This is a genomic window from Streptomyces sp. NPDC034084, assembly GCF_055575535.1.
The window spans coordinates 673,903-696,494 of sequence record NZ_JBVISK010000003.1 but is presented as its reverse complement, the minus strand read 5'-3'; the positions used below and the strand labels follow the sequence as shown (position 1 = coordinate 696,494).

The following is a 22,592-nucleotide window of genomic DNA, read 5'->3' as shown; positions in this document are numbered from 1 at the left end:
TGCCACGCACGGCCACAGCTTTCCCTCCCCCACGAGTACACCGGGCCCCCGGGTCTGACGCGTCTTTTTGCCGTCGTCCCGGTCTCCGCCCTGCGGAGACGCACCCCAGGCTCCCGGTGCTGGATGGTCCGGCGCCGGGCCGAGCGGCAGAAAAGTGCTGCCGCCACCTCACAGAAGAAGGAGAAAACCATGGAGAACCAGGACCTCGAACTGCTGGCCCGTCTCCACGCCCTCCCGGAGACCGACCCGGTCGGCGCTGACGGGGCGCCGTTCGCCGCGACGTGCGAGTGCGTCGGCCTCCTGACCCTCCTCAACACCGTCTGCATCGGCGTCAGCTGCGCCTAGGACAGGCACCACCATCCGGCCGGCGGCTGTCCCGGGCAGCCGCCGGCCGGATCCGGAACCGGACAACACCCTGCGCCCGAAGCGTGGCGGGCCCCGACTGCGCCTCGCGCGGAGAACCCGGAGACGAGGACCAGACGACATGCAACCACACGCCGGTGACGACGATCTCGCCCCAGCGGCCCTCAGAACGACCTCCCTCGCGGGCCCGCACGCCTCGCCCCACCCTCCGGAGTCCGCGTACGCCATCAGCACCCGGGGGCTGGTGAAGGGCTACCCCGGGCCGGACGGCACCACCACATACGCCGTGAGCGGCCTGGACCTGGACGTGCGGCGAGGTGAGACGTTCGCCTTTCTCGGCCCCAACGGCGCCGGGAAATCCACCACCATCGCCATGCTGTGCGCGCTGGCCCGCCCCACCGCCGGTCACGCCGTGGTGGCCGGCGCCGACGTCGTCGCCCAGCCCCACGACGTACGGCGGCGGGTCGGGATGCTCTTCCAGCACAGCGCCGTGGACCCGGACCTGACGGCCGAGCAGAACCTCCACATCCACGCACGCCTGTACGGGCTGCCGCGTCGCCAAGCCCGCCGGCGCGCCGCCGAGGTACTCGAGGCGGCCGGCCTGACCTACCGGGGCCGTTCCCCGGTACGCACTCTGTCCGGCGGCATGCGGCGCCGTCTGGAGATCGCCCGTCAGCTGCTGCACGCCCCCAGCGTGCTGTTCCTGGACGAACCGACCACCGGACTCGACCCGTACGCCCGCGCCCAGGTCTGGGAGCAGCTGCGGGCGCTGCGCGAGCGGCACGGCAGCACTCTGTTCGTCACCACCCACTACCTGGACGAGGCCGAGAACTGTGACCGGATCGCCATCATCGACCGGGGCCATCTGGTGGCCGAGGGCACGCCCCTCGCGCTCAAGGCCGAGATCGGAGACGACTGGGTCCTGCTGCGCACGGGCGACGACGACGCGGCTCAGGAGGTCGTGCGCCGCATCGCGCCGCCCGACCGTGCCGTCACGGTCGACGGGGGCGGCATCTGCTTGCGGGTTTCGGGCGGCAGCGCCTGGATCCCGCGCCTGTGCGCGGCACTGGAGGCACGCGGGATCGCGGTGCACGCCGCTTCCGCGACCCCGCCCACGCTCGACGACGTCTTCTTCCACCACACCGGGCGCAGCCTGGACGCCCTGCAACCCGGGCGGACGGCGGCCACACGTCCCAGCCTGTACGAGGCCACGGCCACGGCAGAGGGTGGCGGCGACCGATGACGACCTTCGCCTCGGGCTCGGCGGACGCGTACGACGGGGAGCGGTCGTCCCGACTGCGGCGGGAACTGCGCGCGGTCCACGCCCTGGTCCACCGTGACCTGCTGCGCCTGGCCGGGCAGCGCACCCACACGGCGCTGATGCTGCTCCATCCCGTGCTCTACCTCTTCATCCTCGGAGGCGGACTGGCCACCCTCATCCCCCAGTCCTCCCTGGGCGTCGGCTACCAGACGTACCTCTTCCCCGGCATGCTGATGATGACGGTGCAGACGCCCGCCATCATGGTCGGCATCCGCCTGATCACGGACCGGGAGAGCGGCTACCTGCGGGAGCTCCTCATGGCCCCTGTCCACCGCTCCACCCTGCTCCTGGGAAGTTGCGCAGGCGGCACTCTGACCGCCACCGTCCAGGGCGGGATCCTGCTCGGCCTGGCCGGCGTGGCGGGTCTGCCCTACGACCCCTGCCTCCTGTTGCTGCTTCTCGCCGGCATGGTCCTGGCCTCGTTCACCATCACGGCGCTGGCGCTGGCCCTTGCGGTGGGCCTGCGCAGGGCCGAGACGTTCCACACCCTGCTCGGCCTGGTGATGATGCCGCTGCTGTTCCTCTCGGGCGGTTTCTTCCCGCTGACGGCCCTGCCCGCCTGGGCCCGCAATCTGTCCGGGGCCAACCCGCTCGCCTACGCGGTCGACCTCCTCCGCCGCACCATCGCCCTCCGAGTGCCGAACCAGGCAGCGGTCGCCGGCATCGAATGGGACGGACGGCAGCCGCCCTTGCCGCTCGAGGCGGCACTCCTCCTGGTCACCGGCGGCATCGCGCTGCTCTGGGCAGCCCGTCGCTTCAACCGCCCTGACTGACCGGTCGGCCGAAGTCGATTGTCAGTGGTGGATGAGACGGTAGGAGCATCCAGTCGGAAAGAGGGGGAAGCTGTCTTGTCCGGAACTCAGAATTACATCAATCACGTCGCCCTTGTCCTGGACGCGAGTTCGTCCATGTCGCATCTCAGCCGCAAGGTCGTGGAGGTCGCGGACCAGCAGATCGCCTATCTTGCCCGACGGTCGAGGGAACTGGACCAGGAGACCCGCGTCACGGTGTACGTCTTCGCGGACAAGGTGGAGTGCGTCATCTACGACAAGGACGTCCTCCGGATGCCTTCGCTGAAGGAGCTGTACCGGGTCGGCGGAATGACGGCCCTGTTGGCGGCCGCGCTGAAGTCCCAGCGGGAGCTGGCGCAGACCGCGCAGTTGTACGGCGACCACAGTTTCCTGACATTCGTCCTGACCGACGGTCAGGAGAACGCCAGTCACCGCTGCCCCGATGCCCCCACCAGGAATGCGCGTGAACTGGTGCAGGCGGTGGCGGAGATGATCGAGGCCCAGGAGGACAACTGGACCCTCGCCGTTCTCGTACCGGACCAGATGGGCAAGCGCGAGGCCATGAGCTGCGGCTTCCCGAAGGAGAACATCGCCATCTGGGACGCCACGAGCACGCGGGGTCTGGAGGAGGCCGGTCAGGTCATCCGCGAGGCCACGGAGAAGTTCATGGTGGGCCGGGCCCAGGGCATCCGTGGATCACGCGCGGTGTTCTCCACGGGCGCGGAGGCGGTCAACAGGGACACCATCAAGGCGGCGGGTCTCACGCCGGTGGATCCGTCGGAGTACCAGCTGATTCCGGTGGCGCGTGACGCGGCGATCCGGGAGTGGGTCACCGAGTCCGGTCACACCTACCGCACGGGATGCGCGTTCTACCAGCTGAGCAAGCCGGAGAAGATCCAGGCACGGAAGCAGATCGCGGTCCTGGAGAAGAAGACGGACCGGGTGTACACGGGCCCACAGGCCCGGGCCCTGCTGGGCCTGCCGGACGTGGAGACGCGCGTGAAGCCCGACCACAACGACGACTTCACGATCTTCGTGCAGAGCACCAGTGTCAACCGGAAGCTCGTCTCCCGGACCCGAGTCCTCCTCATGGTCTGACGAACCGCCACTCGACAGCGACCGAGGCCTGGCCCGCCCTTCGAGGCGGGCCAGAAGCCGGCGCCCTGCTCGCGTTCTCCGGCCGCACGTCCAGAGCGGCGCATGCGGCATCGAAAGCCGGCGAGTCCGGTTTCTCGATGCCGATCTCGTGGGAGTAGACGATCTGCTCGACCAGTTCGTCGAACTGATAGCGCACCGTCTCCCGTTCCCGGGTACCGACGAAACTGTTACCCAGAATTTCCAGCCTGCACTTTCCGCGGAGCGCGCATAGTCGATGAGCTCGTTGTTGGGCGTCCCCAGATATTCTTCCCAGAGATCGGCCATGAAATCCCCGGCGCGGGGGCCGTCGAGACCCAGACGTATCGACACCTGCTCGTGCACGTCCTGCTCGCTGATGGTCCCGACACCGCCGGCCGTCCATATATCCCGCATCCGCCCGTTCACTGCGCCGAACGGAAGTCCCAGCCGCTCTTCCCAGCGTCGCACCCCTCCCGTTTCCGGCGTGAACTGCAGCACGCCGCCGATATCGAGGATGACGCAGCTCTCGGACACGCGAACTCTGCCTCTTCGGCCTCGCTGATCCGCGAGTGTCACCTCCGCGTTCAGGGAGCGGCAAGTGATCTTCGAAGCCTGTGACAGCCCTGTCGCACTCCACGTCCTCGCGGCAGGCGGGACCAGGGCTCTGTTCCGTACCCTGGCGGCATGCGTATGCGCCCGACTCTGAGCTGGACCCCTGACGAGGAGCTGCCCCCGGGTACGACGGACCTGGGGCCGGTCGCCGATGCCCTGGGCGCGGGTGGTGTGCTGGTGCTCAGTGGTGCGGGGATCTCCACGGAGTCGGGCATCCCCGACTACCGGGGCCAGGGCGGAAGCCTCAGCCGACACACGCCGATGACGTACCAGGAGTTCACCGGCAGCGCTCAGGCGCGGCGCCGGTACTGGGCGCGCAGCCACCTCGGCTGGCGCACGTTCGGGCGTGCCCTGCCCAACGCCGGGCACCGGGCCGTCGCCGCCTTCGCACGCCACGGTCTGCTCTCCGGGGTGATCACCCAGAACGTCGACGGTCTGCACCAGGCCGCCGGCAGCGGTGAGGTCGTCGAGCTTCACGGCAGCCTTGCCCGGGTCGTGTGCCTGTCCTGCGGCACGTACAGTCCGCGTCACGAACTCGCCCGGCGGCTGGAAGAGGCCAATGCGGGTTTCGAGCCGGTGGCGGCCGGGATCAACCCGGACGGTGACGCCGACCTCACCGACGCGCAGGTCGCCGGCTTCCGCGTGCTGCCCTGCGCGAACTGCGGCGGCATCCTCAAGCCGGACGTGGTGTTCTTCGGCGAGGCCGTCCCGCCCCGGCGGGTCGAGCACTGCCGGAGGCTGGTCGGCGAGGCGGCCTCACTGCTGGTCCTGGGCTCCTCGCTCACGGTGATGTCCGGCCTCCGATTCGTCCGCCAGGCGGCGCAGGCGGGGACACCCGTCGTGATCGTCAACCGGGACCCGACCCGCGGCGACCGGCACGCCCACTCCCGTGTCGCGCTCCCCCTCGGCGCCGCCCTCACCACCGTCGCCGAGCGGCTGGGCATCCCCGCCGATGATCTTGCGCCGCTCGACTGAGGCCGTGACGCGCAGGGCCGGCGCCCCCTCACTCGGCCCTCGCCAGGCAGGACGGAGACAGGGTGAACGCGGGGAGGGCCACCGCCCGCAGGCCCTAACGTTGCTCCATGCTCAAGACGACGCCACGGGTCGAACTCCACCCCCTCACCCGCTCCGACCAGGACGAGTTCTGCACGCTCGTACGGACCAGCTCGGAGCTGCACCAGCCGTGGATGCAGCTGCCCGCGACCGCGGAGGAGTTCCAGGTCTGGATGAACCGCTTCGACGACGGCACCAACCGGGGATTCCTGGTCCGGGTCCGGGAGACCGGTGAAGCCGCCGGCACGGTCAACATCAACTCGATCATCCGGGGCCGCTATCAGGGCGCGTCCCTCGGCTACGCGGCCTTCGCCCCGTCCGCAGGGGCCGGGTACATGACCGAAGGGCTGGCCCTCACCCTCCAGTACGCCTTCACCGACCTCCGGCTCCACCGGCTGGAGGCCTGCATTCAGCCGGGCAACAAGGCATCCCTGGCCGTGGTCCAGCGGCTGGGCTTCCGTTACGAGGGGGTGTCGCCCGCGTACCTCTACATCGGTGGAGACTGGCGGGATCACGAGCGCTGGGCCATCACCGCACCGGCCCCCTGGACGCCCGACCCCTCCCTTCCCGAGATCTGAGTCGCACGATGTCGCCGAGGGGTCGAGGCCGGTGTCACCCCTGAGGGGCTTCCCTGGGGAATCGCGGGACCCCCGGCGGGTCGGCGGTCTAGCGTACGGACGTGCCGTGCCGCGAGCCGCGGTCACTCGCGTACGGACGTGCCGTGCCGCGAGCCGCGGTCACTCGAGGAGGAACCCGTGTCTTCGCCCTGCGACCCCCAGTACGCTCCGGCCGGTGATGTGAGTGCGGCGATGATGATGGTCGACTCCCGACTCAAGGCCGTCTACGACGGCAGAACCGCGGTCGATCCCGAACAGCAGCGCCTCGACGAGCAGTTCACCGCGTCCTTGGGGCCCACCGAAGCCCAGGACCTCCTGGACGGGGTGTGCACGATCATCTTCATGTACATGAGGTGGCTGCGGATGGCCTGCGAGGAGCACGACAAGGACGTCATCGAGTACATCGTGCCCAACCTCGTGACGTCGATGGGCCGGATGCCCAGGAGCATCCGGCCCGAGGTCATCCCCACCATGGCCGGTCTGGCCGTCGCGGCGGGCACCGGGCTCAGCCCGAGCCTGTGGCGCCGGCAGTACGGGGACTGGACCCGGCGGGAGATGAACGCCCTGGAAGCCACCGCGTTCCTCCTGGCGGAGGTCATCAACCGGATCACCGACGACCACGACTTCGCCACCCGACTGGTCACCGACGCCCTGTCCAGCGCGGACGAGCGCTGACGTCCGCTGCCGGAACGCCGCCCCACGGCCTTCGTCTCACGGCCTTCCTGCGCGCTCGGCCATGAAGGCCGTCAGGTCGCGGAGTACACGGTCCGGGGCCTCCCAGTACGCGACATGACCCACGCCCTCGTAGACGAGGAGGCGGGAGTCGGGGATCGCGTCGAGGATCGTCTGCTGGTCCTCTCGGGTCAGGACGGGGTCCTGGTCGCCCCAGACGACCAGGGTGGGGACGAGGATCCCCGCGAGCGTGGCCCGGAGGTCGGTCTCCAGGAGGCCGCGCAGGGTCTCGCGCCAGACGTACGCCGGAGCCTTGAGGTTCTCGTCGACGATGGTCTTCAGGAAGCCGCGCCCCATGGGCGTCGCCGTCAGGCCGTCCGCGAGGGCCTCCGCGAGCGCGGGATCCACGGGGTCCCGCACATCCTTCACGGCGTTCCAGAACGCGGCGACCCGCGGCTTGTCGGCGAGCGTCGCCGGGACGCCGAGCAGGACGAGGCCCGCCACCCGGTCCGGCCGGCGGCCCGCGACGATGCGAGCCTGCACTCCGCCGCTCGATCCGCCGACCAGTACCGCTCGTTCGATGCCCACACTGTCGAGGAACGCGACCAGGTCCTCGGCGAAGTCCTCCGGCAGGTAGCCGTCGGGCGGCTTGTCGGCGTCGCCGTGGCCGCGCTGGGTGGGAGCGTACGCGTGCAGACCGGGAGGCACACGCCGCAGCAGCGGCTCGAACGTCCACCACGAGTCCAGGTAGCCGTGCACCAGGACGAGCGGTGTACCCCCCGCACGGCCCGCCTCCGCGTACGGAAGGGTGGGCCGCCCCTCCCCCAGGACGACGCGGTGTACGGCGACGGCGGCCATCAGGGCCCTCCTCACCTCTCACTTCCAGAATAGGAAGGGGAGGGGCGGGGGACACCCGGGGCTGTCGGCCGGGTCGTCTCGGCGGCGCGGGCGGACCGGAGGCATCCGCGTCGGCACCCTGGTACGAAGAGGACCGGGGGCCAGAGCACGGGAAGCGGTCCGGCGGCCGAGAGCCACCGGACCTGGGCGAGGAGGAGGTGCTGTCATGGGCTCGTCGGATTCCGGGCGGTACGACGTGGTGGTCGTCGGAGCCGGAGCCGCGGGGCTCGCCTGCGCGGGCGACCTGAGCGCGGCCGGTGTGCGGGTGCGCCTGCTGGAGGCGGACGGGACGGTCGGTGGGCGGATGCGCACCGACCGCGTGGCGGGCTTCACCGTCGACCGGGGCTTCCAGGTCTTCAACACCTCCTATCCCCAGGTCCGGCGCCGGCTGGATCTCGCAGCGCTCCGGCTGCGGGCGTTCACACCCGGGGTTCTCGTGCACACCGAAGACGGCCCGCGCCGGTTCACCGATCCCACCCGCCGGCTCCGGGAGAGCCGTGACCTGCTCCCCGGGAGGCTCGCGTCGGCGCGTGATCTGGCCGCGCTCGCCGCGCTGACGGCCCGGGACGTCCTCGCACCGCCTTCCGTACTGCGGCGGGGCCGCGACGGCACCACGCTCACGGCGCTGGCCGAGGCCGGGGTGTCGCCGAAGCTGGTGGAGACGTTCTTCCGGCCGTTCCTTTCCGGGGTCTTCCTCGAGGACGAGCTGGAGACCTCGGCCCGCTTCTTCCACCTGGTGTGGCGGAGCATGATCCGCGGCACCCTCTCGCTGCCGGCCGAGGGCATCGGCGCGGTGCCCACCCAATTGGCCTCCCGGCTGCCGCCCGGGGTGCTGCGTACATCGAGCCCCGTCACGGCCGTCACGCCCGACGGCGTCGCCGTCGCGGGCGGCGGCACCATGGGAGCCCGCGCGGTCGTGGTCGCGACCGGACAACGGGTGGCAGCCGACCTCCTCCCCGGGCTCCGCGTGCCGCCCGGCCGGACCGTCACCACGCTTTACCACGCGACGGCCACACCACCGTCGACGGAGCCCCTGCTCCACATCGACTCCCGGCGCCGGTTCCTGAACACGTGCGTCCTCAGCGCCGTCCAGCCCGGGTTCTCCGCCGACGGCCGGGCGCTGGTGTCCACGTCGGTGCTCGGTTCCCCCGGGCCCGAGGAGACGGCGGCGGTCCTGCGCGCCGTGGGCGAGGTGTACGGCTCCGATACGGGCGCCTGGGAACCCGTCCACCGTGTCACCGTGCCCGACGCCCTGCCCGCGACGGTCGGCGCCGCGCCGCTGTCCCGGCCCACGCGCTTCGCCCCCGGCCTGTACGTGTGCGGTGACCACCGGGCCACCCCCTCGCTCCAGGGCGCACTGGCCTCGGGCGCCCGTGCGGCCCGCGAGGTGCTCGACGACCTCGGGGACGGCGGGTCCTGAGGCCCGCCGGAACCGGCACGCGGGAGTGATCGCGGCGCATCCACCGGGCCGTCGGGCGGGAAGCAGGGGTGTCGGGTCGCTCTCCGCCGACCCGCCACGCAGCCCCCGCGCCTCCCGCACTCCCCTCCCGACCGCACGGCTCAGGGACGGTGCCGCAGCGGGCCCGGCCACCACACGGTGGGCCCGATGTCCCGGACGAGGGCGGGGACGAGGAGCGACCGGACCACGAGCGTGTCGAGCAGGACGCCGAAGGCCACGATGAAGGCGATCTGGACAAGGAAGGCGAGCGGGATGACGCCGAGCGCGGCGAAGGTGGCGGCGAGGACGACGCCGGCCGAGGTGATGACCCCACCCGTGGCGACCAGGCCCCGGCGCATGCCCTCGCGCGTGCCGTGCACGGCCGTCTCCTCGCGGACCCGCGACATGAGGAAGATGTTGTAGTCGACCCCAAGGGCGACCAGGAAGACGAATCCGTACAACGGGACGGCCGAGTCGGTCCCGGTGAACCCGAAGACGTGCTCGAAGACGAGGGCCGAGACTCCCAGCGTGGCCAGGAAGTTGAGCCCGACCGAAGCGACGAGCAGGACGGGCAGCAGGAGGGAGCGCAGCAGGCCGACGAGGATCACCAGGATGATCGCCAGGACGACGGGCACGATGAGCTTCCTGTCCTGCCCGGCGGTGACCTGGGTGTCGTACTGCTGGGCGGTGTATCCGCCGACGAGGGCGTCGGCTCCGGGCACCGCGTGCAGGGTGGTGCGCAGACGGGCGACCGTGTCCTTCGCGGCGTCGGAGTCCGCGGCATCCGCGAGGGTGACGTCGATCCGAACACGGCCGTCCGCGACGAGCGGCCGCGCGGAGCCGGGCAGGGCGAAGAGGGTCGCGGAGTCGACCCCGTCGACGCCTTCGGCGGCGGTGCGCACCTTCCCGGCGGCCGTGTCGTCGGCGATGACGACGGCGGGGTTGCCGGCGCCGCCGGGGAAGTGCTCGCTCAGGCGCGCCTGGGCGGCGACGGAGGGGGCGTCCTTCACGAAGATCTCGTCGAGCGGGACGCCCTTCGAGTCGAGCGTGAGGGAGAAGGCGGAGCAGGCGAGTAGGGCCACGAGGGACACTGCCCAGACCTTGCGCGGCGCGCTGTCGACGAGGGCCGCGACCTTGCGCCAGACGGGGTGCGCCTCGTCTCCGGCGGTCGGCTTGGGGCGGGCGGGCCAGTACGCGGCTCGCCCGAGCAGGACGAGGGCGGCGGGCAGGAACGTGACCGCGCTGAGAACGGCGCAGGCGATGCCGATGGCGCCGACGGGGCCGAGCGCCCGGTTGTTGGTGAGGTCGCTGAGGAGGAGGGCCAGCAGACCGAGCGCCACGGTGGCGGCGCTGGCCACGATCGGCCCGAAGGACTGCTTCAGGGCGGCGCGCATGGCCGGGAGCCTGTCCCCGTCGCGTACGCCGAGCTCCTCGCGGTAGCGGGCGGCCAGGAGGAGGGCGTAGTCCGTGGCGGCGCCGATGACGAGGATGGACAGGATGCCCTGCACCTGGCCGTCGACCCGCACGAGATCGTGGTCGGCCAGGACGTAGACGACGGCGCAGGCCAGCCCGAGCGCGAAGACGGCGCCGACGATGATAAGCAGCGGGAGCAGGACGCTCCGGTAGACCAGGAGCAGGATCACCAGGACGGTCACGAGCGCGACGACGAGGAGCAGGCCGTCGATGCCGGCGAAGGCGTCGCCGAGGTCTGCCTGCGTGGCGGCGGGTCCGGCCAGCCAGGCCTCGGTCCCCGGCACGGCGGACACCGCGGCCTCGACCTTCTCCAGGGTCGCGGGCAGTTCGTCGCCGAGGTCGGGGCGGAGCCTGACGACGCCCCGCAGCGCCTCGCCGTCCTCGGCCGGGAGAGCCGGGCCGGCCGCGCCGACCACGCCCGGCGTGCCCGTGAGGGCGGCCAGGGCCCGGGTCGCGGCCGCCTGCGTCGAGGGGGTGACGCGCCCGCCGTCCTCGGCGGTCCAGACGACCAGGGCGGGCAGGGCCTTCTCCTGGCGGAACGCTTCCTGGGCCCGCAGGACCAGGGTGGATTCCGCGGTGCGGGGCAGGAAAGCGGCCTGGTCGTTGGTCGCCACCTCGCCGAGCTTGCCGGCATAGGGCCCGAGCCCTCCACCGATGGCGAGCCAGACGACGAGCACCAGCAGCGGCAGCAGTCTGCCCGCCCACCGCAGGGGTGTCGGCATGGAAACTCCCGAATCTCTCGGCGGTTGATTATCTCAATGGTCAAGATAGATTGAATCATGGACGGAGGTCTTGATCGCAGGTACCCCGATGCCCGGTCGTGCGCTCCGGCCGTCCGGTCAGGGGCCGCCGAGCGCGGAGTCGGTGGCGTACGTCGTGGCGGGCCGACGACGAGGCGGCGTCAGCGGCGGGGCGCGCGCAGCTCGCCGAGTTCCTCGTTCAGCGCGTCCAGATACCTCAGAACGACCGCGAGTTCGTCCTCGGTGAACCGGCCACGCGCACGATCCGCCGCCTGCGCCAGCGGGAGGAAATGCACTCGCGCCGCCGCCCGGGCTCCCGGGACGTAGTGGATGCGCACCACGCGCCGGTCGTCGTCGGCCCTGCTGCGGCGGATGTGGCCGGCCTTCTCCAGGCGGTCGAGGCAGGCGGTCACCGCGCCGGACGTCAGACCGAGATGCTCCTTCAGCAGTCCTGGAGTGGCCGTGTCGGGGTGGTCCAGGACGAACGAGAGCGCGTGGACGTCGGTGGGGTGCAGGTTCTCGGTGGAGGCGAAATCGTGGACCAGACGGTTCATCTCACCGATGGTCCGTCGCAGGGCGATCGCGAACTTCTGCAGGTCGGCCCCGCTCCCGCCATCCGTCACGATCGTCCTCGCCTGCCCGTCATCCACACGGTCAGCCTATGCGGAGGCCGGCACGATCACGGAATCAGCCTCTCTCCGACGGGCCTGCCCGCGCTCCCCGCCCGCCCGCCGGGGCGGCGGGGGAAGGGTGGAGCGACGCCGTCCCGATGCGACCGCCAGGGCCGAGCCTCCGTGGGGAGCGGGGGTCGGCCGTTCGGTGGTGAAGGGCAGCTCTCTTCACGGCGGCGTCCGGACGCCTGGGGTGCGACGGCCTCCGAACCACCGGCGACCGGGCGCACGGCGTACGGCGGTGTCCGCACCACGCGCGGGGTCCCGTCCGGCAACCGTTCACCGCGCGCCTCGCCGCTCGTTCTCCTTCTCGGCGGTCCTGGCGATGTTCCTGGCCATGCCGCCGAAGACCACGGCGTGGAACGGCGCGACGCTCCACCAGTACGTCTGTCCCGCGAGACCCCTGGGGTGGAAGAGCGCCCTCTGCCGGTACGACGTGCGGCCCTCCTCGTCCCGGCCGACGGCCATCTCCAGCCACGCGAGACCCGGCAGGCGCATCTCGGCCCGAAGGCGCAGCAGACGGCCGCGGTCGATCTCCTCGACGCGCCAGAAGTCCAGCGCGTCACCGACGCGGAGGCGCGCCGCGTCCCGGCGCCCCCGACGCAGTCCCACGCCCCCGACGAGCCGGTCCGCCCACCCCCGTACGGCCCAGGCCAGGGGGAAGGAGTACCAGCCGTTCTCGCCGCCGACGCCCTCGATGACCCGCCAGAGCGCCTCCGGGCTCGCGTGGACGATGCGTGACCGCTCGTCCGTGTAGAGGCTGCCCCCCGCCCAGTCCGGGTCGGTCGGCAGCGGATCGCTCGGTGCGCCGGGCGGTGAGGCGGAGGACCAGCGGGTGGTGACCCGCGCGTCCTGCACGCGGCGGAGGGCCAGCCGGAGGGACTGCTCGAAGGGGAGGGGTGTCCCGGGGCCGTCCGGGACGTACCGCGTGATGTCGTTCTCGGTGCAGACCACCTCGTGCCGGAGCGATTCGGTGAGCGGCCGGGCCAGGGAGGCGGGGACGGGCGTGACGAGGCCGATCCACTGGCTGGAGAGTCGGGGCGTGAGGACCGGTACGGGGACGATCAGGCGTTTGCGGAGCCCGGCGATCTCCGCGTACCGCACCATCATCTCCCGGTACGTGAGCACGTCGGGGCCTCCGATGTCGAAGGTCCGGCTGACGTCCGGGGGCATGGCGGTGCTCCCCACCAGGTATCGCAGCACGTCGCGGACGGCGATGGGCTGGACCCGGCTGCTGACCCAGCTCGGCGTGACCATGACGGGCAGCCGTTCGGTCAGGTACCGGAGCATCTCGAAGGAGGCCGATCCGGAGCCGATGACGACGGCTGCCCGCAGCACGGTGGTGGGGACGCCCGAGTCGAGGAGGATGCGGCCCACCTCGGTCCGGGAGCGCAGGTGGGGCGAGAGCTCGTCCTCCGCCACTCCGCGCGGAGTGAGGCCGCCGAGGTAGACGATGCGCCGCACTCCGGCGGAGCGGGCCTCGGCGGCGAAGGTACGGGCGGCGAGCCGGTCCTTGTCCTCGAAGTCCGCCGTCGAGCTCATGGAGTGGACGAGGTAGTACGCGATGTCGACGCCGGCGAACGCCTCGCGGAGGCTCGCGGCGTCGGTGACGTCCCCGCGGACGGTCTCCGCACGGTCGGACCAGGGAAAGTCGCGGAGCTTGTCCGGATGGCGCGCGAGGCAGCGCACGCGATGGCCGCGGTCGAGCAGGTCCGGCACGAGGCGGCCCCCGATGTAGCCGCTCGCGCCGGTGACCAGGCAGCGGGCGCCCTCGGACGGGGTGGGAGTGTCCATGTGCTGATCCGTTTCACCGATTGCCGCGGCGTACACGCCTTACGCCGGTTCTTCCTCGTCATGGGGGCATACGGATGCGGACCGCCCGCCCGCGAAGACACGTTCGACGAGGAGGCGCACGGAAGGCTCTCACCGCACCGACTCCCTCCCACGCCACCGGCCGACCTGCACGGAAGGCGTCTCGCGGGCACTCAACCGGGGTTTTCCAGAGGTGATATGACAGTGCGTCACCAGATCTCGCCACGTACACTCACGTGCATGGCATCGCGCATCACTGAACTGAACCTCGACTGCGCCGATCCCGAGCGGCTCGCCGTGTTCTGGAGCGAGGTCCTCGGGTATGTCGAGATCGGCCGGGAGGACGACGGCAGCATCCAGATCGGGCCGCCCGGCGCCGAGTTCGGCGGGCCGCAGCCCACGCTCCTGTTCACCCCCAGCAGCGACCCCCGGCGCGGGAAGCTTCCCCTGCACATCGACGTCAACCCCACCGACCGCGACCAGGACGCGGAGCTGGAGCGGCTGATCGCCCTCGGCGCCGAGCCCGCCGACATCGGCCAGGGCGACAGCGTGAGCTGGCACGTCCTGACCGATCCCGAAGGCAACGAGTTCTGCCTCCTGCGGACCCGTATCCAGCCCCTCTGACCCCGCTCGCGGCCGCCCCGCCATCCGGGGGACGGAGCCGCTCGCGGTGACCGCCCGAACTCCTACCCGGCCGGCGGACAGGCGGCCTGGGCCGAAGCACGGCCCGGAAAGTATGATCAAGCGATGTCTGACATGACTGAGACGACGCCCGGCTGGCTGACCACGGACGAGCTCAACGCGGCCAGGGCCCACATGCCGATCCTGTACGTCGAGGCCGTCCCCGTGCGCGTGGACGACAGCGGCGAGGTCACCAGCATCGGACTGCTCCTGCGGATCGGCTCGGAGGGAACGATCAGCCGCACCCTGGTGTCCGGCCGCGTCATGCACCACGAACGGGTCCGCGACGCCCTGCTGCGCCACCTGGAGAAGGACCTCGGGCCCGTGGCGCTGCCCCGCGTCCCCGCCTCCCTGCAGCCCTTCACCGTCGCCGAGTACTTCCCGACGGCCGGCATCACGCCCTACCACGACCCGCGCCAGCACGCCGTGTCCCTCGCGTACATCGTGCCGGTCGCCGGCGACTGCCGCCCGCGGCAGGACGCCCTCGACCTGCTGTGGTTCAGCCCGCAGGAAGCGGCCTCCCCCGCCGTGCAGAACGAGATGCCCGGCGGCCAGGGGACGCTCCTCAAGCAAGCCCTCGCCCACGTGGGCCACATCTACTGAACCCCGCACCCCCGCAGGGCCGCCCGCCCGGCTCCGGTTGACCTTGACACGGTGTCAAGGTCTTCACTGTGGCCCAGGAGGTGGTCCCGATGACCATGGCGAACGAGGGTACGACAGGTATGCGGGCGCTGCGGGGGCTCGAGAGCGACAGCTCGTCGGTCCGGCTGCGGGCCGCGCTCGCGGTGGGAACGGCGCCGGACCCGCGCTGCGTCGACGCCCTCGTCGGACGCTGCGCGGTCGAGCCCGACTTCCAGGTCCGCGAAATGCTCACGTGGGCGCTGACCCGCCACCCGTCGGCCCTCACGCTCCCCCGGCTCCTCGGGGAGCTCCGCTCGGAGCGTGCCCAGGCGCGGAGCCAGGCCCTCCATACGCTGTCCAAGATCGGCGACGGTCGGGCCTGGCCCGCGATCACGCGGGAGCTGCTGACCGACGCCGACGACGAGGTGGCACGCACTGCCTGGAGGGCGGCGGTCGTGCTCGTACCCGAGGGCGAGGAGTCCGAGCCGGCCGGCGTGCTGGCGACGCAGCTCGGGCGCGGCGGCCGTGAGACGCAGCTGAGCCTCAGCCGGGCGCTGATCGCGCTCGGCGAGGCGGCGACGCCGTTCCTGTCGGCCGCGCTGTCGGATCCCCGCCCGCACGTGCGGCAGCACGCGATCGCCACGGACAGGCTGTCGCGCGACCCGGATGCCGGATTCGACTTCGCGATCGAGGAAGCTAAGCGGATCGTGGCCCTCGGCCCGGCCGGCCAGGAGGAGTGACGGACAGTGTTGATCGGTGAGGTGGCGCGGCACTCCGGGGTCAGCGCCCGCATGCTCAGGCATTACGAGGCGCTCGGCCTGGTGCGCCCGACGGGCCGTACCGGCGCCGGCTACCGGGAGTACTCCGACGAGGACATCCGGCGCGTCTTCCACATCGAGAGCCTGCGGTCCCTGGGCCTTTCGCTGCGCGAGGTCGGGCGCGCGCTCGACGATCCCGGCTTCGCGCCGTCGGAGCTCGTCGACGGCCTCATCCGGCAGACGCGCGAACGCATCGCGGCCGAGACGGAGCTGCTGACGCGGCTGCGCAGGATCGGCGCGGCGGAGCCCGCCGGCTGGCAGGACGTCCTCCAGATCGTCGCCCTGCTCCAGGCACTCGCGTCGAAGAGCCCCGGGACGCGGCAGCGCGCCGCCCTGTCCTCGTCCGGAGAGGCCCCGGTGCCGGTGGAGGCGCTGGTCGAGGCGGTCCTGAGCGAGAAGGACCCGGTCGTCGCGGGAGCCCTCCGCTGGGCGCTGGCGCGGTCGGGCGACGACGGACTGCCGCTCCTCGCGCGTGGTCTCGGCTCGCCGGCGGCCGAGGTGCGGACGCGTGCCGTCCGGTCCATCGCCGAGATCGCGGGCGACGGGGCGACCGCCCTGCTGCGGGAGGCCCTCGCGGGCCCCGACCTCGTGGTGCGGAGGCACGCGGCGCTGGAGCTGGGGGTGCGGGGCGTGGTCGACGCGGTTCCGACGCTCATCGACATGGTCGTCGAGGAGGCGAACGACGTCGCGGCGGCCGACGCGCTGAGCACGCTGGCGAGCCGCCCCGCGCTCGCCGATCGGATCACCGGTCTGCTCGTCGACCGCCTCGCCCACGACGGTACGCGGCCGCCCGCGCGTCTCCGGCTCACGCAGGCCCTCGCGGAGATCCCCGGACACACGGCGTCAGGCGCCCTCGCGGAGCTGTCCGACGACGAGGACCGCGCGGTCGCGCTGACCGCCGCGTACATCCTCGGGATTCGCGAAGCGCGCTGACGCGCGCCGGCCGCCGGTCAGGGGCGGGTGTACCGGCGGATGCGGTAGCGCAGGCCGGTCGCGGACTCCCGCCAGCCGGTGTCCTCCGCGATCCGCCAGTCGGGATCGACGGTCGGGGCGTACGTGTCGCCGGCCGTCGGGCTGTCGACCTCCGTCACCGAGAGCGTCGTGGCGTGGGGCAGGGTGGCGCGGTAGATCTCGCCACCGCCGATCACCCAGGCGGCGGCCTCGCCGTCCGAGTCCTGCGGCCCGGCTGCCAGGTCCAGCGCCGTGTCGATGGATCCGGCCCGCTCCGCGCCCTCCGCCGTCCACCGCTCGTCCCGGGTCACCACGATGTTGCGGCGGCCGACCAGGGGGCGGAAGCGCGCGGGCAGCGAGTCCCAGGTCTTGCGGCCCATGATCACGGGGTGGCCGAGGGTGGTCGCCTTGAAGTGGGCCATGTCCTCGGGGAGACGCCACGGGATCGTGTTGTCGGCGCCGATCACGCCGGCGGGCGTCTGGGCCCAGATGAGGCCGACGTTCATACGCCGGTGCACGCTGTGGTTCATACGGCGACCGGGGCCTTGATGGCGGGGTGGTGCCGGTAGCCCACGACCTCGACGTCGGAGTAGGCGTAGTCGAACAGCGAGTCGGCCTTGTGCAGCTTGAGCTCGGGGAAGTCGTACGGGGTGCGGGTGAGCTGTTCGGTCACCTGCTCCGTGTGGTTGTCGTAGATGTGGCAGTCGCCGCCGGTCCAGATGAAGTCGCCCGGCTCGAGGCCGGTCTGCTGCGCCACCATGTGGGTGAGCAGGGCGTAGCTGGCGATGTTGAACGGGACGCCGAGGAACAGGTCCGCGCTGCGCTGGTACAGCTGGCAGGAGAGCTTGCCGTCGGCGACGTAGAACTGGAAGAAGGCGTGGCACGGGGCGAGCGCCATGCGGTCCAGTTCGGCGACGTTCCACGCGGACACGATCATCCGGCGGGAGTCCGGGTCGCGGCGCAGCGTGTCGAGGACCTGGCTGATCTGGTCGATGTGCCGGCCGTCGGGGGTGGGCCAGGAGCGCCACTGCACGCCGTAGACGGGGCCGAGCTCGCCCTTGTCGTCGGCCCACTCGTCCCAGATGGAGACGCCGTGCTCCTGCAGCCAGCCGACGTTCGAGTCGCCGCGGAGGAACCACAGCAGCTCGTACACGATCGACTTGAGGTGCACCTTCTTGGTGGTGACCAGCGGGAAACCCTGTGAGAGGTCGTAGCGGAGCTGGTGCCCGAAGACACTCCGGGTGCCTGTCCCCGTCCGGTCGGCCTTGGCCGTCCCGGAGGTGAGCACCATCTTCAACAAGTCTTCGTACTGGGTATCCGCCACGGTCGCCGAGTCTACCGCCGGCCCTGGCGCGTGCTCGACGGTGGGCGGACGTGCCGGGGGGACTACCCGCTGGTCACGGTGGTACGGGCGGTCTGATGAACGCCTTGGGGGTACGACGGTCTCGGCGCCCGGCGCGACGGCTCCCGGCCCCCCGCCGGCCCCGGCTCTGGGGCAGCGCGCGACAGACGTCGTCGCAGACCGTTGAATGGAGGGGTGAGCACGGTTCGATGGCTTGCCGCGGCCGGGCTGGCGGCGCTGCTGGGCGCCGCGGCCCCGGGACCTTCGCCGCCTCCCGCCCAGCCCCCGCCCCAGCTCGACGACGCGGACGTGAAGCGGGCCGTCGACCGGCTCGACGGGGTCGTCCAGGAGGCCATGAAACGCACCGGGGCGCCGGGGGTGGCCGTCGCCGTCGTCCACGACGGCAAGGTGATCCACCTGAAGGGGTACGGCGTACGGAAGGCCGGCGAGAGCGCCGCCGTCGACGCCGACACGGTCTTCCAGCTCGCCTCCGTCTCGAAACCGATCGCCTCCACCATCGTCTCCGGAGCCGTGGGCACGGAGGGCTGGGCGAAGCCGGTCGCCCCGAACGTGCCGGGCTTCGCCCTCAAGGACCCGTGGGTCACCTCCCACGTGACGGTCGCCGATCTGTTCGCGCACCGCAGCGGCCTCCCCGACCACGCGGGCGACCTGCTCGAAGACCTCGGCTACGACCGCTCGTACATCCTGTCCCACCTGCGCTACGAGCCCCTCGCTCCCTTCCGCGCCAGTTACGCCTACACCAACTTCGGCCTCACGGCCGCCGCCCAGGCGGTCGCCGAGGAGAAGGGCGTGCCCTGGGAGAAGCTCGCCGCCGACACGCTCTACCGGCCGGCGGGCATGAACTCCACCAGCTCGCGCTTCGAGGACTACGCGAAGGCCTCCGACCGGGCCTGGGGCCACGTCAAGGTCGGCGGCGCCTGGAAGGCGGAGTTCGTACGGGACCCCGACGCCCAGTCCCCCGCCGGCGGCGTCAGCTCCACCGCCCGTGACATGGCGACGTGGCTGAAGCTCCAGCTCGGCAACGGCACGCTCGACGGCGAACGGATCATCGACGCCGACGCCCTGGAGCGCACCCACTGGCCGGAGTCGATCGCCTCCCCGCCCCGCGCCCCGGCCGGGAGGACCGGGTTCTACGGCCTGGGCTGGAACGTGAGCTACGACGACCAGGGCCGGCTCAGGCTCTCGCACACCGGAGCGTTCGCCCAGGGCGCCCACACCAACGTGACGATGCTGCCCGGTGAGGGGCTCGGCATCGTCGTACTGACCAACACCTCACCGGTCGGTGTCGCCGACGCCGTCGCCCTCGACTTCTTCGACATCGCGCAGACCGGAAAGATCAGCCGGGACTGGATCCCCCTCGTGGACGCGCTGTACCAGCAGGAGGCGGAGGCCGGCCGGTCGAAGACCGACTACGCGCACCCGCCCTCCGGTGCCACTCCCCCGAAGGCCGCCGACACGTACGCGGGCACGTACCGGAGCACGTACTACGGACGCGCGCAGGTCGTCGCCGGAGCGGACGGCTCCCTGACGCTCCGCCTGGGTCCGAAGCCCCAGACGTACCGGCTCACGCACTACGACGGTGACACGTTCAGCTTCCGGACGGCCGGCGAGAACGCCGTGGGTCTGACGGGGGTCACCTTCACCCCGGACGGGAAGTCGTTCACCGTCGAGTACCTGAACGCCGAGGGGCTGGGCACGTTCACGCGTACCGATGGCCCGTGAGGCGACTGCCCCCTGGACCGTCCCGGCGGCCCCGCGGGCACAGCTATGTTGACATAGCTATGTCGCCATACCTAAGGTCCTCGACGTGTCCGTGAACAACAGCGTGTCCGACGAGGACATCCACCGCGTAGCCTCCGGGCTCGTGGCATGCCTCCCCGCGCTGGCCCGGGCCGTCGAGCGACGGGTCGACCTGGACGACACCCTCATCAAGCCCGCCAAGCCGTCCGAGGCGCAACTCGCGCTGCTGCGTCACGTCGAGGCGTACGACGGGATCACGGTGCGCGAGGCCGCCGAGGCCCTGCTGATGAAACCGAGCAACGTCAGCGCGCTCGTCCGGCAGCTGACCGAGCAGGGGCTGCTCGAACGCCGGCAGGACCCGGCCGACAAGCGGGTCGCGCATCTGCACCTCACCGCGACCGCCCGCCGGGAGATCACCGAGGTGGAGCACCTCATGGGCGGGCACGTCGCCCGCGCTCTGCGCGCCCTGAGCGACGCGGAGCGAGACGCCCTCGGCTCCGCCCTGGGCGCCCTCAACGCACTCAGCCGGCACCTTCACCGCGCCGCGCGCTGATCCCGTACGCCAGGGTGATCCCGGTCCCTCGTGCCGTCGGCACACCGCCGGGCCCCGCGCTGCCCTCCTGACGCGCCGCGCACCGCTCCTTCCTCCCTCCCCCTTTCCCGCCGTGGGCCGGTCCCGCAGCGGCTCCTTCCCCTGCCATTCGTAAGGACAGGCACTGTCATGCCCTCCGTCATCCCCACCGCTCCACCCACCCACGCCCAGCCTGCGCCCGACCGGCCCGGCGGGCGTCGCGCCAACCCGTGGCTGACTCTCGCCGCCGTCGCCTTCGGACTGTTCATGGTCGGTCTCGACGGTTCGGTCATCGCCATCGCCAATCCGGAGATAGGCCGTGACCTGGGCGCCTCCACGGCCGACCTGCAATGGGTCACCAACTCCTACCTCCTGGCGCTCGCCGCCGCGCTGATCCTCGGGGGCAAGCTGGGAGACCGGTTCGGGCGCCGCACCTTCTACCTGATCGGCGTCGCCGGGTTCACGGTCGCCTCCGTCGCCATCGGCCTGGCCGGATCCGTCGAGGGCGTCATCGCCTTCCGCGCCGTCCAGGGCTTGTTCGGGGCCCTGCTCATGCCGAACACCCTCGCCCTGCTCCGCGCCGTCTTCCCGCCGAGGAAGTTCGGCATGGCGGTCGGCGTCTGGGCCATGGTCTCCTCGGTCTCCACCGCCCTGGGACCGATCGTCGGCGGCCTGCTCGTCGAACACGTCACCTGGGAGTCCGTCTTCTACATCAACGCCCCGATCGGCGTGATCGCGCTGGTCTTCAGCATGACGGTGCTGCCGCAGAGCCGTAACAGGGCGGCCGCCGAGGAGAAGTTCGACCTCATCGGCGTCGTCCTCCTGGCCCTGGGTCTGGTGTCCGTCGTGTTCGGCGTCGTCAAGGGCGAGACCTGGGGCTGGACTTCGGCCGGCACGGTGGGCGCAATCGCCGCCGGCATCGCGGTCCTGCTGCTCTTCGGCTGGTACGAGACGCGGTTCGCCTCCCCGCTGCTGCCGATGCGGCTGTTCCGCGACCGTGCGCTCACCATCGGCGCGATCATCACGGGGCTCAACTTCTTCGTACTGCTCGGCGTGATCTTCTTCGTCATGATCTACCTGCAGAACGTCCGCGGCCTCTCGCCCGTGGAGGCGGGCGTGCGCACTCTGCCGCTGAGTCTGGCGTCCGTCGTCGCGTCCCCGCTCGGCGCCGCGCTCACCGAGCGCTTCGGCCCGCGGCTGACCATGCCGCTCGGCATGGCCCTGCAGGCCGTCGCCTGCTTCGTGATGCTGGGCTGGAGCCCGGACTCCTCCTACGCGGTGCTGTGGCCCCCGTTCGTGGCGCTCGGTCTCGGCGTCGGCATGGTGATGGCGTCGTCCTCCGACGCCATCGTGGGCAACGCCCCCGTCAAGGACGGCGGGGTGGCCGGCGGTCTCCAGGCCACCGCCCTGCAGATCGGCGGCGCGCTGGGCACCTCCGTCCTCGTCTCCCTCATCGGCAGCCGCGTCGGCACGACGCTCACCGGGGAACTCGGCTCCGCGGGGGTCCCCGCCGCCACCGCCGCCGGCCTGTACGAAGCCAGGGACGCCGTCGCCATGGGCGTAGCGCCCGTCACGGCGAGCATGCCCGCGGGGCTCAAGGAAGCGGTCACCCAGGGCAGTCACCAGGCGTTCATGAACGGCATGCACACGTCGGTACTCGTCGCGGGGACCTTGTGCGCCCTCGGCGCGGCCCTCGCCGCGACGGGCGTACGAGGGCGTACGGACGTGGCCGCCGGGCGGTAGGGGCGGCCACCGGCCGGGGCGGCATCACCCCAGGAAAGAGAGCCGCACTTGCCGTTGGGGGTTGTCCTTGTTGGTGTCCACGAGGCAGACCGATTGCCAGGTTCCGAGGGCCAGTTCGCCGCCGATCACAGGGAGGGTCGCATGGGGCGGGACAATGGCCGGCAGCACGTGGTCCCGGCCGTGCCCCGGGCTTCCGTGGCGGTGCTGCCAACGGTCGTCGGCGGGGAGCAAGTGGTGGAGGGCCGTCAGGAGGTCGTCGTCACTCCCCGCTCCCGTCTCGATCAGGGCGACCCCCATGGTGGCGTGCGGCGCGAAGACGTTCAGAAGCCCGTCCCGGCCCTGCGCCACCTCTGCCAGGAAAGTGGCGCACTCCCGGGTCAGGTCGTAGACCGTCTCTGATGCCCCGGTGGCGACGTCCAGGGTGCGGGTCTTGAATCCGTGGCTCATGTCTCCATCGTGGCTGACGGAGCAGTCTCGTCCAACTTCACACGCAGGCGGCGCGCGGGCGGTCGGACGCCGACCTCGGTC

Annotated in this window: 23 protein-coding genes; 15 read left to right on the top strand and 8 right to left on the bottom strand. The window is 71.7% G+C overall.

Annotated elements, in window-relative coordinates:
• Window positions 1–189: 189 nt before the first annotated feature.
• From ACZ51I_RS14045 to ACZ51I_RS14030, 4 genes are all read left to right on the top strand, one after another.
• Entirely contained in the window at window positions 190–345 is a 156-nt protein-coding gene (locus ACZ51I_RS14045; protein WP_351192239.1) for a VenA family class IV lanthipeptide, read from the top strand.
• A 139-nt stretch (window positions 346–484) separates the two neighbouring features.
• Window positions 485–1,606, top strand: a complete 1,122-nt coding sequence (locus tag ACZ51I_RS14040; protein ID WP_468875192.1) for an ATP-binding cassette domain-containing protein — start codon at window positions 485–487, stop codon at window positions 1,604–1,606.
• Window positions 1,603–2,457 carry an ABC transporter permease gene (locus ACZ51I_RS14035; protein WP_468875190.1) on the top strand — a complete coding sequence of 285 codons (855 nt, stop codon included), beginning with the start codon at window positions 1,603–1,605 and terminating at the stop codon, window positions 2,455–2,457. The genes ACZ51I_RS14040 and ACZ51I_RS14035 overlap by 4 nt, the downstream gene beginning before the upstream one ends.
• A gap of 75 nt (window positions 2,458–2,532) precedes the next feature.
• Window positions 2,533–3,573, top strand: a complete 1,041-nt coding sequence (locus ACZ51I_RS14030) for a vWA domain-containing protein (RefSeq protein WP_468875188.1) — start codon at window positions 2,533–2,535, stop codon at window positions 3,571–3,573.
• Here the strand turns inward: ACZ51I_RS14030 and ACZ51I_RS14025 are convergent.
• Entirely contained in the window at window positions 3,563–3,769 is a 207-nt protein-coding gene (locus ACZ51I_RS14025; RefSeq protein WP_468875186.1) for a hypothetical protein, read from the bottom strand. The genes ACZ51I_RS14030 and ACZ51I_RS14025 overlap by 11 nt on opposite strands.
• A 506-nt stretch (window positions 3,770–4,275) precedes the next feature.
• Between ACZ51I_RS14025 and ACZ51I_RS14020 the strand changes: the two genes are divergently transcribed.
• The 3 genes from ACZ51I_RS14020 (at window position 4,276) to ACZ51I_RS14010 (ending at window position 6,548) form a co-directional block, all read left to right on the top strand.
• Window positions 4,276–5,178: an NAD-dependent protein deacetylase gene (locus tag ACZ51I_RS14020; protein ID WP_468875184.1), complete on the top strand. Its 903-nt coding sequence runs from the start codon at window positions 4,276–4,278 to the stop codon at window positions 5,176–5,178.
• Window positions 5,179–5,285: 107 nt separating this feature from the next.
• Window positions 5,286–5,834, top strand: a complete 549-nt coding sequence (locus ACZ51I_RS14015) for a GNAT family N-acetyltransferase (RefSeq protein ID WP_468875182.1) — start codon at window positions 5,286–5,288, stop codon at window positions 5,832–5,834.
• Between the two features lie 177 nt (window positions 5,835–6,011).
• Window positions 6,012–6,548: a hypothetical protein gene (locus ACZ51I_RS14010; protein WP_468875179.1), complete on the top strand. Its 537-nt coding sequence runs from the start codon at window positions 6,012–6,014 to the stop codon at window positions 6,546–6,548.
• A gap of 36 nt (window positions 6,549–6,584) precedes the next feature.
• Here the strand turns inward: ACZ51I_RS14010 and ACZ51I_RS14005 are convergent, their stop codons facing one another.
• On the bottom strand, window positions 6,585–7,403 hold the full coding sequence (locus ACZ51I_RS14005; protein ID WP_468875176.1) for an alpha/beta fold hydrolase: 819 nt from the start codon (window positions 7,401–7,403) through the stop codon (window positions 6,585–6,587).
• A gap of 205 nt (window positions 7,404–7,608) precedes the next feature.
• Between ACZ51I_RS14005 and ACZ51I_RS14000 the strand changes: the two genes are divergently transcribed.
• The gene (locus tag ACZ51I_RS14000; RefSeq protein ID WP_468875174.1) at window positions 7,609–8,862 is read left to right on the top strand and encodes an NAD(P)/FAD-dependent oxidoreductase; all 1,254 of its coding nucleotides are present in this window, start codon (window positions 7,609–7,611) and stop codon (window positions 8,860–8,862) included.
• Window positions 8,863–9,002: 140 nt separating this feature from the next.
• Here ACZ51I_RS14000 and ACZ51I_RS13995 read toward each other — a convergent pair whose 3' ends face one another.
• The 3 genes from ACZ51I_RS13995 to ACZ51I_RS13985 all read right to left on the bottom strand — a co-directional run bounded on the left by ACZ51I_RS13995 (window position 9,003) and on the right by ACZ51I_RS13985 (window position 13,558).
• Complete coding sequence (locus tag ACZ51I_RS13995; RefSeq protein WP_468875171.1) at window positions 9,003–11,075, bottom strand: MMPL family transporter; 2,073 nt, start codon at window positions 11,073–11,075, stop codon at window positions 9,003–9,005.
• 179 nt (window positions 11,076–11,254) lie between these two features.
• Window positions 11,255–11,743, bottom strand: a complete 489-nt coding sequence (locus tag ACZ51I_RS13990) for a MarR family winged helix-turn-helix transcriptional regulator (RefSeq protein WP_468875169.1) — start codon at window positions 11,741–11,743, stop codon at window positions 11,255–11,257.
• A gap of 300 nt (window positions 11,744–12,043) precedes the next feature.
• Entirely contained in the window at window positions 12,044–13,558 is a 1,515-nt protein-coding gene (locus ACZ51I_RS13985; RefSeq protein WP_468875166.1) for an SDR family oxidoreductase, read from the bottom strand.
• Window positions 13,559–13,816: 258 nt separating this feature from the next.
• Here ACZ51I_RS13985 and ACZ51I_RS13980 point away from each other — a divergent pair, with 258 nt between their 5' ends.
• The 4 genes from ACZ51I_RS13980 to ACZ51I_RS13965 all read left to right on the top strand — a co-directional run bounded on the left by ACZ51I_RS13980 (window position 13,817) and on the right by ACZ51I_RS13965 (window position 16,629).
• Window positions 13,817–14,200 carry a VOC family protein gene (locus ACZ51I_RS13980; RefSeq protein ID WP_468875164.1) on the top strand — a complete coding sequence of 128 codons (384 nt, stop codon included), beginning with the start codon at window positions 13,817–13,819 and terminating at the stop codon, window positions 14,198–14,200.
• A gap of 132 nt (window positions 14,201–14,332) precedes the next feature.
• Complete coding sequence (locus ACZ51I_RS13975; protein ID WP_468875639.1) at window positions 14,333–14,860, top strand: NUDIX hydrolase family protein; 528 nt, start codon at window positions 14,333–14,335, stop codon at window positions 14,858–14,860.
• A gap of 89 nt (window positions 14,861–14,949) precedes the next feature.
• Window positions 14,950–15,618, top strand: coding sequence for a HEAT repeat domain-containing protein (locus ACZ51I_RS13970; protein ID WP_468875162.1), 669 nt, complete (start codon window positions 14,950–14,952; stop codon window positions 15,616–15,618).
• 6 nt (window positions 15,619–15,624) lie between these two features.
• Complete coding sequence (locus tag ACZ51I_RS13965; protein WP_468875160.1) at window positions 15,625–16,629, top strand: MerR family transcriptional regulator; 1,005 nt, start codon at window positions 15,625–15,627, stop codon at window positions 16,627–16,629.
• A gap of 17 nt (window positions 16,630–16,646) precedes the next feature.
• On the opposite strand, the gene ACZ51I_RS13960 is transcribed toward ACZ51I_RS13965, so the two are convergent.
• Both ACZ51I_RS13960 and ACZ51I_RS13955 read right to left on the bottom strand, forming a co-directional pair.
• Window positions 16,647–17,177, bottom strand: a complete 531-nt coding sequence (locus ACZ51I_RS13960) for a dihydrofolate reductase (protein ID WP_468875158.1) — start codon at window positions 17,175–17,177, stop codon at window positions 16,647–16,649.
• Entirely contained in the window at window positions 17,174–17,971 is a 798-nt protein-coding gene (locus tag ACZ51I_RS13955; protein WP_468875155.1) for a thymidylate synthase, read from the bottom strand. The genes ACZ51I_RS13960 and ACZ51I_RS13955 overlap by 4 nt, the downstream gene beginning before the upstream one ends.
• A 213-nt stretch (window positions 17,972–18,184) precedes the next feature.
• On the opposite strand from ACZ51I_RS13955, the gene ACZ51I_RS13950 reads away from it, so the two are divergent.
• From ACZ51I_RS13950 to ACZ51I_RS13940, 3 genes are all read left to right on the top strand, one after another.
• Window positions 18,185–19,732 (top strand): serine hydrolase, encoded by a 1,548-nt coding sequence (locus tag ACZ51I_RS13950; protein WP_468875152.1) that lies wholly within the window; start codon window positions 18,185–18,187, stop codon window positions 19,730–19,732.
• An 85-nt stretch (window positions 19,733–19,817) separates the two neighbouring features.
• The gene (locus ACZ51I_RS13945) at window positions 19,818–20,303 is read left to right on the top strand and encodes a MarR family winged helix-turn-helix transcriptional regulator (protein WP_468875150.1); all 486 of its coding nucleotides are present in this window, start codon (window positions 19,818–19,820) and stop codon (window positions 20,301–20,303) included.
• A 168-nt stretch (window positions 20,304–20,471) separates the two neighbouring features.
• Window positions 20,472–22,064, top strand: coding sequence for a DHA2 family efflux MFS transporter permease subunit (locus ACZ51I_RS13940; protein ID WP_468875149.1), 1,593 nt, complete (start codon window positions 20,472–20,474; stop codon window positions 22,062–22,064).
• Between the two features lie 24 nt (window positions 22,065–22,088).
• Here the strand turns inward: ACZ51I_RS13940 and ACZ51I_RS13935 are convergent, their stop codons facing one another.
• Window positions 22,089–22,511 carry a YjbQ family protein gene (locus ACZ51I_RS13935; RefSeq protein WP_468875147.1) on the bottom strand — a complete coding sequence of 141 codons (423 nt, stop codon included), beginning with the start codon at window positions 22,509–22,511 and terminating at the stop codon, window positions 22,089–22,091.
• Window positions 22,512–22,592 lie beyond the last annotated feature (81 nt).

Excerpts from the sequence above, each read along its gene's own strand:
- ACZ51I_RS14045 (WP_351192239.1), top strand. The coding sequence starts at position 190 with ATGGAGAACCAGGACCTCGAACTGCTGGCCCGTCTCCACGCCCTCCCG.
- ACZ51I_RS14040 (WP_468875192.1), top strand. The coding sequence starts at position 485 with ATGCAACCACACGCCGGTGACGACGATCTCGCCCCAGCGGCCCTCAGA.
- ACZ51I_RS14035 (WP_468875190.1), top strand. The coding sequence starts at position 1,603 with ATGACGACCTTCGCCTCGGGCTCGGCGGACGCGTACGACGGGGAGCGG.
- ACZ51I_RS14020 (WP_468875184.1), top strand. The coding sequence starts at position 4,276 with ATGCGTATGCGCCCGACTCTGAGCTGGACCCCTGACGAGGAGCTGCCC.
- ACZ51I_RS14015 (WP_468875182.1), top strand. The coding sequence starts at position 5,286 with ATGCTCAAGACGACGCCACGGGTCGAACTCCACCCCCTCACCCGCTCC.
- ACZ51I_RS14005 (WP_468875176.1), bottom strand. The coding sequence starts at position 7,403 with ATGGCCGCCGTCGCCGTACACCGCGTCGTCCTGGGGGAGGGGCGGCCC.
- ACZ51I_RS14000 (WP_468875174.1), top strand. The coding sequence starts at position 7,609 with ATGGGCTCGTCGGATTCCGGGCGGTACGACGTGGTGGTCGTCGGAGCC.
- ACZ51I_RS13995 (WP_468875171.1), bottom strand. The coding sequence starts at position 11,075 with ATGCCGACACCCCTGCGGTGGGCGGGCAGACTGCTGCCGCTGCTGGTG.
- ACZ51I_RS13985 (WP_468875166.1), bottom strand. The coding sequence starts at position 13,558 with ATGGACACTCCCACCCCGTCCGAGGGCGCCCGCTGCCTGGTCACCGGC.
- ACZ51I_RS13980 (WP_468875164.1), top strand. The coding sequence starts at position 13,817 with ATGGCATCGCGCATCACTGAACTGAACCTCGACTGCGCCGATCCCGAG.
- ACZ51I_RS13975 (WP_468875639.1), top strand. The coding sequence starts at position 14,333 with ATGACTGAGACGACGCCCGGCTGGCTGACCACGGACGAGCTCAACGCG.
- ACZ51I_RS13970 (WP_468875162.1), top strand. The coding sequence starts at position 14,950 with ATGACCATGGCGAACGAGGGTACGACAGGTATGCGGGCGCTGCGGGGG.
- ACZ51I_RS13960 (WP_468875158.1), bottom strand. The coding sequence starts at position 17,177 with ATGAACCACAGCGTGCACCGGCGTATGAACGTCGGCCTCATCTGGGCC.
- ACZ51I_RS13940 (WP_468875149.1), top strand. The coding sequence starts at position 20,472 with ATGCCCTCCGTCATCCCCACCGCTCCACCCACCCACGCCCAGCCTGCG.
- ACZ51I_RS13935 (WP_468875147.1), bottom strand. The coding sequence starts at position 22,511 with ATGAGCCACGGATTCAAGACCCGCACCCTGGACGTCGCCACCGGGGCA.